The organism is Candidatus Uabimicrobium amorphum (assembly GCF_009002475.1).
Classification (GTDB): Bacteria; Planctomycetota; Uabimicrobiia; order Uabimicrobiales; family Uabimicrobiaceae; genus Uabimicrobium; species Uabimicrobium amorphum.
In genome coordinates this window covers 4,469,629-4,488,509 of record NZ_AP019860.1, presented here as the reverse complement: position 1 = coordinate 4,488,509, position 18,881 = coordinate 4,469,629, and the positions used below count along the sequence as shown (strand labels likewise).

At 38.9% G+C, this 18,881-nt stretch carries 17 protein-coding genes; 8 read left to right on the top strand and 9 right to left on the bottom strand.

Going from position 1 to position 18,881, the window contains the following annotated elements; translation table 11 throughout:
• Positions 1-17 precede the first annotated feature (17 nt).
• The 5 genes from UABAM_RS16225 to UABAM_RS16205 are packed head-to-tail and all read right to left on the bottom strand — an operon-like array spanning position 18 to position 4,830.
• The gene (locus UABAM_RS16225) at positions 18-1,034 is read right to left on the bottom strand and encodes a CDP-alcohol phosphatidyltransferase family protein (RefSeq protein WP_151969058.1); all 1,017 of its coding nucleotides are present in this window, start codon (positions 1,032-1,034) and stop codon (positions 18-20) included.
• Positions 1,021-2,352: a UDP-glucose dehydrogenase family protein gene (locus tag UABAM_RS16220; protein WP_151969057.1), complete on the bottom strand. Its 1,332-nt coding sequence runs from the start codon at positions 2,350-2,352 to the stop codon at positions 1,021-1,023. The genes UABAM_RS16225 and UABAM_RS16220 overlap by 14 nt, the downstream gene beginning before the upstream one ends.
• The gene (locus UABAM_RS16215; RefSeq protein WP_151969056.1) at positions 2,342-2,905 is read right to left on the bottom strand and encodes an NUDIX domain-containing protein; all 564 of its coding nucleotides are present in this window, start codon (positions 2,903-2,905) and stop codon (positions 2,342-2,344) included. The genes UABAM_RS16220 and UABAM_RS16215 overlap by 11 nt, the downstream gene beginning before the upstream one ends.
• A 3-nt stretch (positions 2,906-2,908) precedes the next feature.
• A complete protein-coding gene (locus UABAM_RS16210) occupies positions 2,909-3,973 on the bottom strand; it encodes a glycosyltransferase family 4 protein (protein WP_151969055.1) in 1,065 nt (354 codons plus the stop codon).
• An 11-nt stretch (positions 3,974-3,984) separates the two neighbouring features.
• On the bottom strand, positions 3,985-4,830 hold the full coding sequence (locus UABAM_RS16205; protein WP_173013357.1) for an alpha/beta hydrolase: 846 nt from the start codon (positions 4,828-4,830) through the stop codon (positions 3,985-3,987).
• A gap of 241 nt (positions 4,831-5,071) precedes the next feature.
• Here UABAM_RS16205 and obgE point away from each other — a divergent pair, with 241 nt between their 5' ends.
• The 6 genes from obgE to UABAM_RS16175 all read left to right on the top strand — a co-directional run bounded on the left by obgE (position 5,072) and on the right by UABAM_RS16175 (position 10,523).
• Entirely contained in the window at positions 5,072-6,073 is a 1,002-nt protein-coding gene (obgE, locus tag UABAM_RS16200; protein WP_151969053.1) for a GTPase ObgE, read from the top strand.
• A gap of 3 nt (positions 6,074-6,076) precedes the next feature.
• On the top strand, positions 6,077-6,475 hold the full coding sequence (locus UABAM_RS16195; protein WP_151969052.1) for a hypothetical protein: 399 nt from the start codon (positions 6,077-6,079) through the stop codon (positions 6,473-6,475).
• 152 nt (positions 6,476-6,627) lie between these two features.
• The gene (locus UABAM_RS16190) at positions 6,628-8,247 is read left to right on the top strand and encodes a YhjD/YihY/BrkB family envelope integrity protein (RefSeq protein ID WP_151969051.1); all 1,620 of its coding nucleotides are present in this window, start codon (positions 6,628-6,630) and stop codon (positions 8,245-8,247) included.
• 13 nt (positions 8,248-8,260) lie between these two features.
• Positions 8,261-9,067, top strand: coding sequence for a metallophosphoesterase family protein (locus UABAM_RS16185; RefSeq protein WP_151969050.1), 807 nt, complete (start codon positions 8,261-8,263; stop codon positions 9,065-9,067).
• A 144-nt stretch (positions 9,068-9,211) separates the two neighbouring features.
• Positions 9,212-10,156 carry a tetratricopeptide repeat protein gene (locus tag UABAM_RS16180; protein ID WP_151969049.1) on the top strand — a complete coding sequence of 315 codons (945 nt, stop codon included), beginning with the start codon at positions 9,212-9,214 and terminating at the stop codon, positions 10,154-10,156.
• On the top strand, positions 10,137-10,523 hold the full coding sequence (locus tag UABAM_RS16175; protein WP_151969048.1) for a VanZ family protein: 387 nt from the start codon (positions 10,137-10,139) through the stop codon (positions 10,521-10,523). Before UABAM_RS16180 ends, UABAM_RS16175 begins: the two co-directional genes overlap by 20 nt.
• A 117-nt stretch (positions 10,524-10,640) precedes the next feature.
• On the opposite strand, the gene UABAM_RS16170 is transcribed toward UABAM_RS16175, so the two are convergent.
• Positions 10,641-11,255 carry a hypothetical protein gene (locus UABAM_RS16170; RefSeq protein ID WP_151969047.1) on the bottom strand — a complete coding sequence of 205 codons (615 nt, stop codon included), beginning with the start codon at positions 11,253-11,255 and terminating at the stop codon, positions 10,641-10,643.
• A 124-nt stretch (positions 11,256-11,379) separates the two neighbouring features.
• Between UABAM_RS16170 and UABAM_RS16165 the strand changes: the two genes are divergently transcribed.
• Both UABAM_RS16165 and UABAM_RS16160 read left to right on the top strand, forming a co-directional pair.
• Complete coding sequence (locus UABAM_RS16165; protein ID WP_151969046.1) at positions 11,380-12,108, top strand: hypothetical protein; 729 nt, start codon at positions 11,380-11,382, stop codon at positions 12,106-12,108.
• The gene (locus UABAM_RS16160; RefSeq protein WP_151969045.1) at positions 12,108-12,737 is read left to right on the top strand and encodes a NeuD/PglB/VioB family sugar acetyltransferase; all 630 of its coding nucleotides are present in this window, start codon (positions 12,108-12,110) and stop codon (positions 12,735-12,737) included. Before UABAM_RS16165 ends, UABAM_RS16160 begins: the two co-directional genes overlap by 1 nt.
• A 471-nt stretch (positions 12,738-13,208) precedes the next feature.
• Here the strand turns inward: UABAM_RS16160 and UABAM_RS16155 are convergent, their stop codons facing one another.
• The 3 genes from UABAM_RS16155 to hrpA form a co-directional block, all read right to left on the bottom strand.
• A complete protein-coding gene (locus tag UABAM_RS16155) occupies positions 13,209-13,724 on the bottom strand; it encodes a hypothetical protein (protein ID WP_151969044.1) in 516 nt (171 codons plus the stop codon).
• Positions 13,725-13,848: 124 nt separating this feature from the next.
• Positions 13,849-14,979, bottom strand: coding sequence for a glycosyltransferase family 4 protein (locus UABAM_RS16150; protein WP_151969043.1), 1,131 nt, complete (start codon positions 14,977-14,979; stop codon positions 13,849-13,851).
• Between the two features lie 4 nt (positions 14,980-14,983).
• Positions 14,984-18,871: an ATP-dependent RNA helicase HrpA gene (gene hrpA, locus UABAM_RS16145; RefSeq protein ID WP_173013356.1), complete on the bottom strand. Its 3,888-nt coding sequence runs from the start codon at positions 18,869-18,871 to the stop codon at positions 14,984-14,986.
• Positions 18,872-18,881: the final 10 nt, after the last annotated feature.

The following is an 18,881-nucleotide window of genomic DNA, read 5'->3' as shown; positions in this document are numbered from 1 at the left end:
AACTGCGCTCTATAGTATTAACGAATATTACTCCCTAAAAAAACTACAATAATCGCTAATGCAGTTGTTGTGTATAAACCAGGAGTCATAAAAACGAACGTAAAACAAAACAATATTATAACTAGCAATGATGTAAATCGAATACTTATTTGCAATAAATTGCTAAAAGAGCATAAAAAAAGCAACGAGCTAATGCCGATACTTACATGATCAACGGCAAAAACAAAAAAAAGAGAGCCACTCAACAATATGGGAATTATTTTAAAAAAACATAGAGAGCACAAACTACTGATCGCAGTATAATACCCTTTTTTGTCGGGTAAAACACCTATAACCCACAACCAATCCCGGATAAATATAGTATAAAATGGTAAGACAAACACAAAAGAAATTGGTGTGAGAACAACAGGGTCCACCATTGGAAACAAGGCGACAGCAATAAAAACCATGTGAAGGCCAGCAAGAAAACGACGAAAATTACTGGGAGGAAGCGCAAACAATTCTTTATTGCGTCGGCACAAGATGTGTAAAATAAAAAAATAGCGAAATAAACCAACAAAAATATACACCATAGGCAACTGCTGTTGTTGTACACAAATTACTGTGGCAACAAACATACCAAGAGCATCACATTCTGTATCCATTTTTTCGCCAAATACACTTATGTGATTTGTCATACGCGCAACAAAACCATCAGCAACATCGAGAACAACGACAAATAAATACAAAAATGCCAAAAATAAATCCAAAGAATTTCCCAAATAACCACTCATGATGGCAATACAACCACCGCGAAACAATGTAATATAATTTGCAAGTCCGACATCACAATAGACACGACTGTCGTCACAATAATTAAGTGATGAAAATCTCTGAAATAAAACTCCTAAAAACACACTACAAATCCCACTAAAGTACCAGTGGAAATTTTCGATGTAGAAGTATTTTATTCCTAAAGCTACTGTAGTCACAGCCATGACAAAAAAAACAACGAGACGATTGACTTGCGGTGGAGAAGGTTTATCTACCAACACTTTTATATATAAATCCTAGTTGTTCCATTTTCTTGGGATCGTACATATTACGACCGTCTATAACAATTTTCTGTTTCATTTTTTGTTTGATAACTTCCCAATCGGGAGAGTCGAATTCTGCCCACTCCGTCAATATAAGCAAACAATCAACATCAGTTACTACATCGTATGCGCATGAGCATAGCTCAACATCTTGCAACGTTTGTTGTAGATGTTGTGTATGGTTATCGATTGCAGGCATTTGTAGAATTTCATTTGCTTTTTGAATTGCTTGAGGGTCATAGATTTTGATTTTTGCTTGTTCACGCTTCAATTCATTAATAACATCTAAAGCCGGCGCTTCGCGCATATCATCTGTGTTTGGTTTAAAAGAAAGTCCCCAAATAGCAATCGTTTTATTTTTTACTACCCATAAAGTCTCTTTAATTTTCTTTAAAAAACGCTTTTTCTGCCTGTGGTTAATTTTTTGTACTTCTTCTAATAAGGCAAAATCATAGCCTAATTCACGAGATATATTGACAAATGCGTCGACATCCTTGGGAAAACAACTCCCCCCATAACCAACACCTGCTCTCAAAAAGTGCTCACCAATACGTCGATCTAAGCCAATTCCCTTTGCAACTTCTTCAATGTTCGCCCCGGAAAGTTCACAAATGCTGGCCACCGCATTAATGTAAGATATTTTCATCGCCAAAAAAGAATTTGCCGCGTGCTTGATAATTTCGGCGCTATTGACATTGGTCACGATTAAGGGGGCTGAAAAATCTTTGTAAATTTCGCTTAAAATTTTCTCCGCTTTCACAGACGGAACACCAAATACAATACGATCGGGGTTAAATGCGTCTTCCAAAGCCTGTCCTTCGCGTAAGAATTCAGGATTAGAAGCGACTTCAAATTCGACCCCTTGCGGAGCAAAACGTTTTATTGTTTCGTGAATTTTTTCACTTGTGTGAACCGGCACGGTGCTTTTCTCGACAATCAAACGATAACCGTCAAGATATTGAGCAATCTCCATTGCCACTCGTTCGATATATGTCATATCAGGTTCGCCGCTGGCAAGCGCAGGTGTGCCTACAGCAACAAATATTGCTTTGGCATGTTTGACACCTTCTTCGATACTATCGCTAAAGCGCAAACGCGATTTGTTTTTCGTCATCAATTCCTGAAGCCCAGGCTCATAAAAGGGAACTTGCCCGTTTTGTAGTTTTTGCAACTTATGACGATTGTTTTCGATACATAAGACATCATGTCCTTTATCGGCAAACAAAACTCCTGTTACCAAACCAACATAACCAGTACCAACAATACTAACCTTCATTTTTCGTTTTATCCTTCAAATGTTTGCGTAATCTTAGAATGGCATAAATAGTTTGTGGATCAGAAATTTCCATATCGAAAATCATCTCATAAACTTTTTCTAAAGGTATGTGCGCAACCTGCATATCTTGTTCACCGGCATCGCGCTCTAAGCTTTTTTTCTGTAGATTTGTCGCATAAAAAATAAATGCATAAGCCTTAAAAAAAGTACTCATAGGCTTTTGTTCTTCAATAAACTCTAACGTTTGCGGAAAGTACCCTACCTCTTCTTGCAACTCACGCACGGCTGCTTCATCTGGCTTTTCCCCAGGCTCAATCGCCCCTGTGGGGATACGCAATACATATTCGCCCGCAGCTCCACGATATTCGCGTACCATAATGAGTTCGTCGTTATCCGTAACAGCCAATACCTTAGCCCCTGGTTCTTTTAGTACCACATGCTCCCATGTTTCTTTGTGACCATCGGGAAACTCCAAGTCTTCCTCAATAAGTTTCAATTTTCGCGCCTCATGCAGAACACGTGTTGCATAGACTTTGGGTTTTTTTAATTCCATTGTTTACTTTCTGTTTAAAACGTTTTCTACCAATTGGAACAAATGCTGTGCACTTGTTTCCCAGTTATATTTATTTGCTTGTATTTTTCCCTTTTGTATCATAATTTGTCTTTGATTGCTATCATTGATTAGATTTATGATAATGCTACGCAATTCGTCACTTTTCCAACTTTCAATGTAGCAAGCGGCATCCCCTGCCACCTCAGGAATAGAGCCGCAACGAGATGCGACAACTGGACACCCATGAGCGAAAGCTTCCAGAATAGGAATCCCAAAACCTTCATTACGTGATACGTACAAAAAGCACTGTGCACCTTCATAAAGAGAAAGTAAATCTTCTTGGGGAGCATAACCAGTGAAAAAGACATTCTTTGGTTTGTTATTTATTATACTTGCATCTTGTATTTTTCCCACACAGATTAAATTTATTTCCGGTAAATTTTGAAACGTTTCCAACAGCAATTGAATGTTTTTTTTGGGACGTATTGTTGAAACAAATAAGCAATAATTCCCTTGGGGAATACCATAGTGACCGAAAACTTCATGAAGCGGTTTTTTCATTGTTTTATCAAAGGGATCTGCGGCAGGAGGAATGATTTTGATTTGTTTTGGTGAAAAAGGAAGTTCGCGCTTTATGTCTTCTTTGGTACATTGTGAGTTCGTCAGCAATATTTCGCATCTTAAAGCGGCAAGCCATAAAGCAGTACGATGTTTCCATGAAATTTTTTCTGCACAATCATGAAGCCAGGGGCACTCATGAATATACGCTAGTTTTGGTATGCCACAAAAACCAGGTAAGGCTGCAACAGGAGAAATAAAAATTTGGCATTTATTACGGCGGATGTAGATAGGTAAATTGGTGTAGCGCCACAATTTTCCTTTGGGAACTTCACATATTTTAACATTTTCCGGAAGAGATAAATGACTAGGGGCTGTGTGGCAAAATAAAACGTGTTGGTGTTCAGGGGTTAGCTTCCATAAATGGGCAAATAAATATTTTGCTAATTTTTCTACCCCTGTCAAACGTGTACCTTGTAATACACTTATATCGTAACCAATAATAAACAATTTTTATTCCATTATTCATTGCAAAAGGAAACAACATCTGCGATGATCGCATCGCATTCGTAATCATACAACATTATGTGATTGCTACGTGGATATTCATTAATCGTCACATTGCTATGTTGTGAAAACAATTCATTGATTTTCGCAAAAGAAATTACTTTATCATTGCGCGAAGCAACAATAAGAGTGGGAATAGATAACTTTGGAGCCACGTCTATGGCTTCCGATGCAAGAAAATTCAACTGACGAAAAGCAAGTGATGAAACGAGAAAAGTCCCAGGTATATAAGTATTGCGACCTTCTTTAGAGTATAATTGGCCACTGGCGAGTTTAGGTACCACAGGCAAAACAAATCCAAAAAGTTTATTAAAATTGACCAATGCATTGTGGTATTTCGGTAAAGAGTAAAAAGGTGCGATTAGAACCAATTTATCAATGCCATCCTCAGCAGCAAGAACTGTAGATAAAGTTGCCCCCATCGAAAAACCAATGAGATAGGGCTTTCGGCCAAAACGTTCCTGCTCTTCTTTAATTATTTCGCGGAGCCACTTAATAAAAAAAGCATGGGTAAATTTCCCGCGATTGTACGCCAAATAGTCCTTCGTCTGTCCAGGCATAATAGGGATGCGTACTAAAAATCCATTTTTTGCTAACTGCGAGGCCAAAGGTTTAAAATCAAAAGGGCTTCCCCCAAAACCATGGACCATCACAACACAGCGCCGTGAGTCTTGTTCGGGCTTCAGCAATTGTTCTTCCGTACACCACGACGTATTTTCTCCCCATGACACCGAGTATTCGTATATAGCAAAAACGAATATCCAAATATTGAAAATAACCAGCATAACGATAAAAAACATAAGTGTTTTTTTTGAGTAGCGATACAATGCGGTCATGTTTTTATTGCGAGCATGACATTGTATACTCGCTTCCTTTCTAAATTTTCGACAAATGCAAACATTATCCTATTATTGTTTGCTAATTGGCAATGTGCCCTATTATAATGTAATAAGTCGACATTGTATCACGAAGTAGTAAAAAAAACAAGAGATAGGAGTGATGCCTCTCTTGAAGTTGAATCACTAGAATTAGGTAACAAAGATGTTTAAAGATGAAGCAAAAATATATGTTCGTTCGGGCGATGGTGGAAATGGTTGTGTTTCATTTCGCCGTGAAAAGTATATACCCAAAGGTGGCCCTGACGGGGGAGACGGAGGGAAAGGCGGGGATGTTATTATTCGTGCCAACACTCACTGCTCCACTTTACTCGAATTGATCCGCTCACGTAAATTCATTGCCAAAAATGGAGAAAATGGCAAAGGTAAAAAATGTACGGGTCGTTCAGCAAACGACTTAATCATCAAAGTTCCCATAGGAACTATTATCCGTGACGAACAAGGTGAACTCATTGCTGATTTAACAGAACACCAAAGCGAAGTCGTTGTAGTAAAAGGTGGCAAAGGTGGACGTGGTAACGTGCACTTTGCTACGGCAACTCACCAAACTCCTAGAGAGGCGGAGAACGGCCAACCAGGAGAAGATAAATACCTACAACTCGACCTCAAATTAATTGCCGATGTCGGACTTGTAGGTTTTCCCAACGCAGGAAAGTCAACTTTACTTTCGCGCGTTTCCGCCGCAAAGCCAAAAATTGCGGATTACCCATTTACAACTTTAGAGCCACAATTAGGCATTGCACAACTTTCAGAGTATCAAACAATGGTAATCGCTGATATTCCTGGTCTTATCGAAGGTGCACATAAAGGGGTAGGTCTCGGAGATCGCTTTTTACGACACATTGAACGAACGAGAACACTACTGTACGTTTTAGAAATGACTCCTGACCAAGCTCAGTCCCCTAAAGAATCACTAGAAATTCTACAAAAGGAACTCAAGTCTCACAGTAAAGTCCTCAGTGAAAAAAAATATCTAATTACCGCAAGCAAAATGGATATACCCGGTTCAGAACAAATATATGAAGATTTTGCAAAAGAAGTTGGACAAAAAGTCTATCAAATTTCGTCGGTAACTGGACAAGGTTTACAACAACTTTTGTTTGCGCTCTATGAATCGGCACAAGCATCGAAAAATGATGAGGAATAACACATGAGAAAGTTATATCTGCTATTAGTATGCTTATTTGGAGGTGCCGTGCTGGTTGCAGACCCCCAAACCGAGTTAGTAAACTTTTTCAAAAAAATCAATTGGAGTAGGGCATTCGAACAGTTAAAACATTCAAGAGACTTGGAAATCTTATGTTGTGCTCTACTTTTTGCGATGAGCACAATGCTTATGCTATTTGCCTTAATGACAAATCACGTATATATATATTGGCATATATTATTTATCATTGCCGGTATTGTCCTAGGTGGCGTTTTTACCTACAACGAGTACGAACATTCGCAATACGCTACTCAAGCAGCAGTATACTTAATTGCTGGCGGCCTAATGGTCGCGACGAATATTATTTATTTGGTTCTCGAACGCCTTTTGTATAGGCATTAGTCACCACGGCAAAATAAGTCTTTTACTCAACAAATTTTTTGCTATAATCAGGTAAGTGACCTAACAAAATAAAAGTTCTGGAGTTTTGTTCTTTTCACCCACAACAAAACTTTTGTCGATAACTCTACTCCACATATCATAGGTTGAAGGTAATGAGTGACCCAACTAACGGGAAAACATACAGTGAAAATCTAAAAAGACAAACCATCCAATTTTTTATTCTAATATCGCGCCCTTTTATTGACTTCTACTACAACAACGGCCTGACACGCGCAAGTGTATTGTCCTACATTCTATGCGTAAACTTAGTTGTATTTGTCTATCTAGGTTTAACAATGGGATCCACCATCTTTGTAGCTCCTCTACAAGACCCGGAGGCAGCAACGCGTTTCATGGAACTACACTTCTTGTGGCCTGTTAAAGTAAAACGTTTATTACAAAATGTCCCTCCCGATTTTGGGGCTTCTCGTGGTGACTTGGTAACCGCACAAGAATACGAAGATTTACTCAAAAAATACTGCTTAAGACACAAAGCCGTCCCCGACAAAATAGAAGAAGAACAACTAGCGTATGTAAACTTCTCCATTACACGCAAATTAGGAGATGCCTTTCATAAGGCTGTAGGTGAATTTTACAATCAGCACGGTAACTTTTTACCCGGAGCAGGTTTTTTTATCGTGTTGGCCATCGCTTATATTGCCTTACTACTCAACATAAAGACGAACCTTGCAGAAAGTGTTTCCCCACTCATTTGGGGTAACCTACCTATATCGAGTAGACGATCACAAATTATGAAAATTTTGTGGCGTATTCCCTCATTTAAAACGATAAAAAATCGCTTGGTAGTATTTTTCATGCTACCCTTTGTATTTATTCTCGCCATTATAGTTTTATATTCTGGTGAAAAAGCCATTGATAAACTCATTGAACCGTATACATTTTTCAATACGTTGTTCACGGCGCTTATTTCGTTATTTATTACGTCGCTTGTCTTCTTTCTTTTATACAAAATCAATATCACGGGTATTTCGCATCGCAATTTATTCATTGGAGCTTTTGTAGCCGCAACTCTATGGATGGCTGGACGTTGGTGGTTCACAACTTTCCCGCTAAATTCACTGTATAAAAATTTGCGAAATTTCGCATTTATACCTATATTTCTAACATGGTTTTACTATCTGGGGGTAGTTTTCCTATTCGGCAGTTATGTTTCACAAACTTGCGAATATGTGAATCTTTCGAACACGGGTCGCGCGTGGATTATGCGTGATATTACATTCCTTCAACAATACACAACGCTGTCAAAATGGGTACGACTTGATTTTCTATTCCGCTTGGCACAAAATCGTTATGAAGAGTATCCTCCTCCATTTATCGGCATTCAAATTACAGGAGATACGGCAGACGAAATAGCACGGCAATCTTATTTGCCAGCACACTTTGTACGCGAATGTATATTGGAAATGATTACCTGCGCTTCCGACATATTCTATGTAGAAGTGGAGGGAAATAGGCAGTATTGTAAACTTAAACTTCCACCGGAAGAGGTGGATGTACGAATGTTAGTTACCGACAAACATCATTTTGTTCTTATGGCGGAAATGGAAGAGTACGAATTCGGTGATTTTATATTAACGCAATACAAACACACATGGAAAGCTCCGGCATTACCACTGTCAGAGGTTTATGAAGATTACAAGGCGCATTTAAATAAAAAACATGCGCAAATATACCAGGAACATATTGACCGCACCGAAGAATTGTTACCGTAAGTAGGAAGAATATATGGTAAGAGTAGCGATAATTAGTGATATTCATGCAAATTTAGAAGCTTGTGAAGCTGTACTAGCGGATATAGATCGTCATGGAATTGATGATATTATATCCTTGGGCGACAACGTGGGCTATGGTCCCAACCCTGTAGAAGTTTTACTTCGTTTGCACGAGAGAGATATAATGACTCTGGAAGGTAACCATGATTTGGCTGTCATTAATCCAAAATCATTTGCAAATGCATCAGGTTACGCCGCAAGTGCCTTAGAATGGACAAGAGAGCGCCTATCCAATCATGTAAGCGAAGATATGGGATTTCAAGAAATTCTCGGTATATATTTTGGCGCCCCCGCATACTCTGTATTGCACGATAACCACAACGTTCTTCTAGTTCATGGTAGTCCAGGAAAACACAAAGTGCGTTTTAATTACCTACTAGCTCCCGAAGACTTCTTGGCCCCCAAAAAGTATATGAAAAAAATGCGTTGCAATATTTGTTTTTTTGGCCATACTCATCGGCAAATTATGTGGGAAGTCGATAACGAAGGTGTTTCATTAATAGAATACGAAGTAGATGAAGCTTTAGAATACTCAGATGCGGAATTAAAAAATCTTTATTTGTTTTTAAATCCAGGTTCTGTTGGGCAACCGCGCGACAATAACCCTGATGCCGCCTACCTTATTTACGAAAAAATAGATGACCGCAATATTATCACCTTTAAACGTGTTGCCTACGATGTAAACACGACCATCGAAAAAATATACCAAGAAGATTTGTTGTCAAACATGCTAGGAGACAGACTCATAAGAGGTGCATAGCTCATAGCAAAATTTGTTACAAATATTTCTTGTAAAAAACTTTTATTCAATGAATAATCAATTATAGTGCGTATTACGAAACAATGACTCCCTGTCAGAGTGATTTTTAGTTTTGAAATCAGTACTTCTTAAGAGAGAAATTCGATGGAATCGTTTGATATAGACGCTTGGTTCAATGAGTTACCACAAAAGCTTTCACAGCTTTGGTATGATCTCATGCAACCGGTCCCCCTTGCTATTTTTGCAATTTTTTTGGTGTTTGCATGGCAAAAGTTAAAACTAGGCAAGAAGTTTACTGTATTTTTTCACAAGTTTTTTAAACTGGTAAGGACAATAATCGTTGTTGGTATGATTATACTAATTGCATATTTTGTCCAATATATGAGTTCTGGTAATACAACAACAACGGACAACGACCAAGTGGCTCAACAAAAAACGCAAAAACAACAGCCCGAAACTGCAAAGCCGCAACCAAAAACCATACAAAATAACACAGATGATATCGAAATTCCCAAAACAACAGAGATAAAAAAACCGCAAAAAACTCCACAACAAATCATTACCACAACTCTATTCAATCGCTATATATTCCTATTGCCTGATAAGCAAGCCTTACAAAACGAGCGTGTGGAAAGACATTACAACGAAGGCCTTATTGCAGCGCAAGAACAAAACTATAATAAAGCTGTTCTTCATTTATCCAAGGTCATTGGTTACACAACTCAATACGCATTCGTATACTGTGCCCGTGGTATTAGCTATGCCAAACTAGGTGAGTATGAAAAAGCATTGGCAGACTTCGACGAAGCTATATTCATTGATTCCAGTGCCGGAGAAGTGTTTAATAATCGCGCGGTAGTTTTTGCAGAAAAACAACAACTGCAAATAGCCCTGAGAGATTTTAATAACGCGATTTTTTTAAATAAGAGTATTTCCCAAATATATATGAATAGGGGATACATAACCTACCTTCTCAAAGATTATGAAGAAGCCATTTACAACTGGAAAAAGGCGATATCAATCAACAATAAGTATGCAGATCAACTAGGAATATGGCTGCAAAAAGCATATGATAAAAAATATAATTAAAAATAAAGATCGCGTGATACTGTTTGCGTACATTGGTATCCTACTTTTTTTATCTCTAAAACCTCCGGGGAAAGAGCCGCAAATAGACTCCGTGTTTGATTTTGCGCACGCCGACAAGATCAAACATTTTATTGCCTACTTTATTCTTTCGTTCCTACTATTGCGTTTTTTTCACAACGCACGAGAAAAAATAAATAGAACGATTTTTATCGCGATATTACTGGGAGTATTGATAGAAATCTTACAGATTTTTGTGGGAAGAGAATTTGATATATTGGATATGATCGTCAACGGTTTTGGAGCATGGGGCTACTGTTTCTTTTTCCAAAAGTATGGGAAAAACACCAGGATGCATACTCGAAAATAAAAGACAGGAACTATTTTGTAGGGTTATCCCTGGATTGACCAGGGATCCAAGGTTAGAATGTGTATAGAAGCATCTCAATAAATTCATGAATGTAAATATTTGGTATCGGTTTCAATTCTACTCAAAAAATTCCTGAAAATACTTGATTACATTTGCGATTTCTTCTGATTTTTCGTAGGATTGAATTTTACCATTTAAAAACATGAATGTGTAAATATGTTCTCGTAGATCTCTCGAATAAAAATCGAGTAATAAGTTTTTGCCTCGTTTAAAAATTAAAAGCATTTCTTTCAGTTTTTCACTCCCTCTCATTCTTTTAATTTTGAGAGTTGAGTCAAATTCATCGGTGATTTTTTCAAAATTGACTTTAATCAATACTTTTTTCTTAAAACAAAGTTCTAGTAAACCATCAGGAATGTTTTTTTGTTTTTCGTACCAATCGATTAAAGCTTGCGCAATACGCTTTTCAAGGAGAGATAATGAGTTATAAACCTTTTTCTTTCTTCTTTTGATCTTTATAGCAGCTAAATGTTTTTCCAGAAGTGCACGGCGTTTTTGTTGTTCTTTCTCTTGCTTCTCTTGACCCTCTTTGATGTGCGATATGTGCTTTTCAATGTCCCTATCCGTAACCTCTGTTTCTGTCATGGGGACATGTTCATCCAAGTTTTTGCTCTTTAAGTGATTAATCCACGCTTTTAATTTTGTCACGGTAGTAGAACCGGGTTTATCCATGCTTTTTTCCCCTGTTTTGTATTTCTTGTGATTGTGCACCAAAACAATCGTATTTTTATTCTATGCTTTCTGCTGTTTGAATACAAGACATTTTTCTATACTAGCTTTTCGAAGGAGAATAGTAATGCGCTATTTTATTTTTATCCTACTCACTTGTAACTTTTTTGTCCTCAGTGCCCAAGAGGACATAGCGGAAACGATACAAACAATACTTAGTAAAGAAGGAAAAGGTCTAACGGAAGCCGAAGAAGCGATATTTACCAGTTGGAAGGAGAATGTCGATTTTAAACCGTGGATCGACGCGATGGATAAAAAGTTTATGATCAAAGAAAAACTCATCAAGGTACAAAATAAACATTTTTACACCTTTGAAGATAAAGAAATCGCGGACAACCTCGAGGTAAAAATAGATAAAAAAGCCAAAACGTACCTTATTTTTGATACGATTGCGGAGAGCATCAATAATTTAGAATGGAATGCTGACTTTACCTACAAAGTGCCAGAATTTTCTTTAAAGAAAAAACAGGCGTATGCCTTCATGGAACTTATGCTACTCGATGATAAATCATCGGTATTAAAAGATGCGAAAAAGGCCATAAAAAAAGCAAAACTAATACCAGAATTAGAAGCACCCTTTTTAGCGGTAATCAAAGACTTTCAAAAAGAAATTGCAAAACGCGTAAAGGCCATAGTGGCAAAAAACGATAAAATCTTCGAGGCGCTAGAAGACGGAGAGGAACCGGAGAAACTGTGGCATTTGAAATTCACACTAGACAAAGAAGTGTACTATGCTTTGAGTGAAGACGTTTTTTCAGAGGACGCGCTAAAAAAACTCCGTGAACAAAAAGACTAATGTTAAACGAAATCATACTAATCGGCGGTGGAGGTCACTCTAAAGCTTGTATCGATGTAATAGAAAGTACACAACAGTACAAAATTGTGGGTATCATTGATAGTTATAAACAGCCAGGCACAGATGTGCTTGGCTACACAATTATAGGCGGCGACCAGCATATTCAATCACAACCATGCCAACTATTTGTCATAAGTGTTGGTCAAATAAAAAGCGTTGCCGCGCGTATCAAACTGTATGAAAAAGTCTTACAAGCAAACAAATCCTGTCCAAAGATCATTTCTCCACATGCATATGTGTCGCAACACGCTTCAATAGGTGATGGGACAATTGTTATGCACGGTGTATGTGTCAATGCCGCCGCACGCATAGGTATAAACTGTATCGTAAACACCAAAGCCAATATAGAACATGATGCCATTGTCGGCAACCATTGCCATATATCGACGGGGGCGACAATAAATGGGGACTGTAAAGTGGGTAACAACTGCTTTATTGGCAGTTCAAGTGTGGTGAGCAGTCAAGTAAGTATCACAGATAACGTTATTATTGGTGCAGGTAGTGTCGTTGTAAAAAATATTGACATGCCAGGAACTTATGTGGGCAATCCAGTTCGTAGAATAGCATGATGTTTAGTTCATTTAGGATTAGGGGTTTTGTTTCCGTATTGGTGCCCTCACCATCGTTATTTAGGTTCAATTGGGATTAGGGGTTTTGTTTCCGTATTGGTGCCCTCACCATCGTTATTTAGGTTCAATTGGGATTAGGGGTTTTGTTTCCGTATTGGTGCCCTCACCATCGAATTTCAGGTTGTAGCTTCGCTAACAACCTTCATTCTCATGCCTCTCCCACAGGGAGAGGCGTAACACGTATGAATTTGTTTCCATTTGCTTTCTTTGATGCATATCATAATACAACCTCAATCAAATGGTGTATTACACCACTACTTATGGCTCGCAAATCAAGTGAATTTTGTTTTTTACAAAAAAGAAGCATTACACCTCTCCCTGTGGGAGAGGTATAAGAATGGCAGGTTGCAGCGAAGCTGCAACTGCTAATTCGATGGTGAGGGCACCAGTCCGGAGAACGAACCCCATAATCTATTTATTTTCTCTGGCTTTTCGTCTCGCCTCAATGTTAGCGCGTTTATTGCGTCTACGTTCAAGTATACGTTGTGCATAGCGGCTATTATCGTTAAATGCAGGGTTAGCTACCTCGGGCGAGTTGTCGATGATTTGTTGTATTCTTTTGGTTGCTTTCAACGTTCGGCCACCGCGCATTTTAAGATATCCGCGAATCATGGAGACGTTGTTGAAAGATGTGAATTTGTATGTGTCTACTAAAACTTTTCGTTTTCCGGGAACAATCACTTTGCGATAACTTCGCGAACGACGAAAAACTTTACTGTTCACGCGTAACGCAGTTCTTTGACGCACTTCACATTTCTTCGCATTATCGTTAATCAGCCAAATTTGAACTTGGTTGAATGTAGGATTTTCTACCGAAATGTATACTTTGTCCCAGGAAAAAGCTTTTTCTTCTGTAGAAGAAAAGGAATACTTTTCCGCATACAGAGTTGTGATAGTAAGGGCGAGTATCATCATAGTTGTTTTCATAATTGCCTCCTTAAAAGTAATAGAAACGACTACTACTTACACATAACAAAGCAACAAAAGCAAAGCTTTTGTTGTTCCTATTATGATACACAATAACTCATTTTCCAAATACAAAATCAATATTTTATCTTACCGCACCATCATGTGCACGAATAGCTTTTTCCATAAGCCTTGCAGAAGCTTCAACACTAAATTCACACTTGGCTTTTTCATATGCTTTTTCACCAAGAGTGAAACCTAGATCGCGATTTTCAAACAACATGTCCATTGTCTGTGATAATTTACAAACATCTTTTACTGGTACTAGCAAACCATTTTCACCATGATCGATAATCTCCAAAGGACCTCCGGCCTGTGAAGCAATCACTGATTTTTTCGCAAGCATACCTTCCACAACGGTAATTCCAAAAGGTTCAGGGGTAATAGATGCGTGGACAACGACATCACTTGCGGTGATGATCTGTGGGATGTCTTTGCGAAAGCCAGTAAAAATAACTGATTCCGCAGCCGCGAGTTGTTGTAAACGTCGAAAAAATGGTTGATCATTGGCATGCGTATAATCCCCCACAACAAGCAACACAGCGTTTTTTTTGTTGCGCATTTTTTTAAACGCCTCAATCGCAATATGCTGCCCTTTCCACTCTTGTAACCGCCCCACAATCGTATAAATAAATTTCTGTGGAGAGATGGCAAACTCTTTACACAACGACTCTCTAGCATTTTTATTGTCAATACCTACAAATTTATCGACATTTGCCGCGGGATAGACGATTGAAGATTCTTGGCCAAGAACTTCGGCAATACTTTTTGCTGTAAACTCAGAATTCGCAACATAGAGCCATGGTTTCATACAACCGGCCAATAGAGTAATAGGTGACTTCCAGTACTGTGGATTGATATCATTCGCCACGTAAAAAATACTGCGAATACGCGCCAAACGCGCAATGATCGCCGCATAGACCCAAGAATTATTACCTTTACCGATAACAAATTCAATGTTGTTGTTGCGCACAAAACGCGTTGCCGTACGTACGGCAATGCCTACTTTAGCAATTTCACGCAAACGGCCACCATTTAAAAGTATTACATTTGGTGTTTTTTGCCATTTTAGGTAACGCGAATATTCTCCGGCCTTTACAATCCCTAAATATGCATCGCAATTTTTATGAGCCTTGACCACATGCGCGAGATAAGTCTCAATGCCTCCTACAGTTTCTCCCCCACAATGAATGTATAGAATTTTTTTCTTCGCCATACCACTAACTTTCGTCAATTGCCTGCAAGATGCTCAGTCTTTTTTTCTCTAAACGCTTTGCAGAAATAGGATACAAAGTCTTGAGTTTTTGTGCGAAGACGGAAATCTTAAACTCCTCAATCATCCAACGATACTCTTCAATCATGTTTACAATATCATCGGGATGATTTTGACTGGACGATTTTAGCTCGCGATATCTTTCAATATGTGGTTGAACTTCTTCTTTTTTACGCTGATCTTTATACAGATCATGCATCGCTTTCCCAATACGTATCTGTAAACATTTTAGGTAGCGTGGGTGATGCTTTATCTGTCCTAGCGTATGGAATGTTAAAAATTTAATGGGGAATAGCTCCCTAATTTCCGCGTACACTGTTTTTTTATAAATGTCGGAAAACTTACCTTCGTACAAAATCTCCTCTATTTTGTCCAATTCATCGATAATTTCTTCCAATAAATCGACATATTCAAGGGTAAGCCGCGGCAATGATTGGATAATGTTCCGACATTTTTCCTGAAAAGCTTCACGAGTGCGAATTACTTTATCTGTAAACAACAGCGTGTTACGTAAAAATTGAATACTTTCTTTCTTAACATCGTTACTCAAACCAAAGTGCTTCATGTCATCACGAAGATCTTTTGACAATTTCAATAAACGCTCTAGCTTCTTCAGTTCTTTCTCCAGCGAAGTGGCTAGTAAAAAATTTATCGCTTCCCGTGTCGCATTCTCGGCTTTACCTAGCTTGCGAAATAAGGTACGCTCCACCTTATTATTGATAAGCTGCAAACCTGGATAACCCAAATAAGGAATATCCCCAGTATCTTCAGTAACATTTATCGATACGGGAAGATCTTCAAAACTCCACGTAGACAAATCCTTCAAAGCCCACTTCTTTAAAGCTTTATGCCAAGCATCGTCTTGTGATTTCGCTTGAAATCCTTTTTGTAGAGCCGCTAAGTCGCGATCTATAGCAAGAATCGTCCCGTGCTTATCTACGACTTGAAAACGCATTTGCAAGTATAAGTCTAAACGATCCATGCGCCAATTTTCTTTGGGAATCGATAGAGAAAAGTGCTCGCGAATGTACTTGCGTATTTCTGCTAAAAGAGAGTTATGTGTGCGTGGTAAACCTTCGTAGATTTTACGTGCATATTCGGCACTCGGTTGCATTTTGCGTCGTATATCTTTTGGCAAACTCTTGAGTAAACCGTGAATCTTATCCTCCAACATTCCAGGAACAAGCCATTCAAAAGGCTCAGGGGTTAATTGATGTAATAGATCTCGTGGAATAGTCAGGGTCACGCCATCTTTGTCATCCACAGGTTCGAAATGGTAACTCAGTGGCATGCGCAAATCGCCCAATGCGATATAGTCAGGAAAGAGTTCTTCATCGATCTGAGGATCATCTTCAATTTGCAAGACATCCGATAATTTCATGTAAAATTTGTTATATTTGGGGTTTGTACGCATAAAATTTTTCAGTTCGCGTACATCAACAACATTGGGAAGAGTTCGGTAGTAAAATTCTTTCAGGTCTTCATCTTCAACGAGCAAGGTGTGTTTGCGAATCTTGTTTTCCATTTGCATCACAGAGTGGATAAGTTTCTGATTGGCTTTTAAGAAAGAAAAAGAGTGAAAAACTTCACCAACAACGATCGCTTGAATAAATATATCACGTGAAACTTGAGGATTAATCTTTCCATAATATACGCGCTTTTGCGGTATAATAACCAGGCCGAAAAGCGTTACTTTTTTGTCGGCGACTGGTTGCTGCCCCTTCAGGTTCCATCGCGCGTTACTATAAGAATATTTACATAAATCCCGAGCGAGCGGTTCAATCCACTCCGGCTGAATTTTGGCTACTGTTCTCGCAAACAACTGTGAAGTTTCGACTAGTTCTGCGGCGACAATCCACGGAAATCCTTTGCCATACTGCCCAGAACCAGGGAAGATCAAATACTCTTTATTGGCACGCCCCAAATAGTTATTTTTTTCTTTTTTACTACAAATATTGCTGAGGAAACCACTCAAAATAGCTTTGTGGATCGCTTCATATGAAGCAGGCTCTTTGTTTATTTTTGCGTTATTTTCGTGCTTCATAATGACCGAGAGTTGTTTATGTATATCATGCCATTCACGCATTCTCATGTACGACAAAAAGTGCTTATTGCAAAATTTGCGCACTTTGTTCTGCGTTTTGAGAGTCTCCCAAGACTCTTGATACTTATCCCAAATATTCAAGAAAGAAACAAAATCAGAATGCTCATGTACAAACATTTGGTGCATACGATCCGCATCTTCTTGCTTTTCCGATGGCCGCTGGCGTGGGTCGGGAATACTAAGTGCCGAAGCAATCACCAACACTTCACGCAGAGAATTTTCTTTCTGGGCTTCAATTAGCATCCGTGAAGTGCGTGGATCAATTGGAAGACGCGCCATTTGTTTCCCGAGCTTTGTGAGGGATTTTCGATCGTTCAGTGCTCCTAACTCTTCTAAAATATCAAACCCATCGAGAATTGCTGTGCGTGAAGGCGGTTCAATAAACGGAAATGTTTCAATATCCCCTAATTTAAGTGAAATCATCCGTAAAATAACTTCCGCTAAATTGGAACGGCGAATTTCCGGAGAGGTGTACTTTTCGCGGCTAGCAAAATCTTCTTCGGAATACAAACGTATACACACCCCATCAGCAACACGCCCGCATCTCCCTTTGCGCTGATTTGCACTACTTTGTGACACAGGCTCAATAGGCAAACGTTGTGTCCTAGTTCGCGGAGAATAGCGACTAATACGCGCACAGCCACTATCCACAACATAACGAATTCCCGGAATGGTAAGCGAGGTTTCCGCAATATTTGTCGCCACAATAATTTTGCGTTTGTCACTGCTACGAAACACGCGGTTTTGTTCTTTCGACGACAACCGACCAAATAGAGGCAAAATGTCACTTATTTGACTCCATTTTTGCAACTTTTCTACTGTTTCACGGATATCTTGTTCTGCGGCCATGAATACCAAGATATCTCCACTGCTCTCCGCATCGTCAATAATAAGATCCACGGCTTGTACCGCTGCATCAATAACCGTTACCTCCCCTGCGTCTTCTAACTCTTTATCTATGGGGAGATACATTACTTCCACGGGATACAAACGTCCTGAAACCTCAATAATAGGCGCATTATCAAAAAATGCCGAAAATCGTTCGGTGTCAATTGTCGCAGAGGAGATGATAATTTTTAACTCGGGTCTTTTTTGTAAAAGCTGTTTTAAATACCCCAAAATAAAATCAATGTTAAGGCTACGCTCGTGCGCTTCGTCAATGATAAGAGTGTCATATTCCATCAAATAACGGTCATTCTGCGTTTCAGCAAGCAAAATTCCATCGGTCATTAATTTGATGTAAGATTTCTCTGAATCGCTACTGGTAAAACGAATCTTGTAACTCACCGCTTCTTCACAACTTTGTGGCAACTCTTCGCGTATGCGATCCGCGATAGAAGTTGCCGCAATGCGCCGTGGCTGTGTACAACCAATTTTCCCCGAAATACCACATCCCGCTTCAATACACATTTTTGGTAACTGTGTCGTTTTCCCCGAACCAGTTTCCCCACAAATTACCACAACGGAGTTATTGCGAATGGCATCAATGATTTCCGTTTTCTTTTCTAAAATCGGCAGCCCTTCGGGATAATTCACAACAGGAATGTTCTTTTTACGATACTCATAAAGAGCTATGGACTCCTCAATGCGAACGTTTGCTTCAAGTAACTTTTCCTCGAAATTGGGCTTATTGTATTTTTTTTTCAAATTGCGCAACATTTTACTCAATGAGTAGCGGTGAAACGGAAGACAATTTTTCAGTTGCTTATTCAAAACATCTAGAGACTGCACGACGAAAACC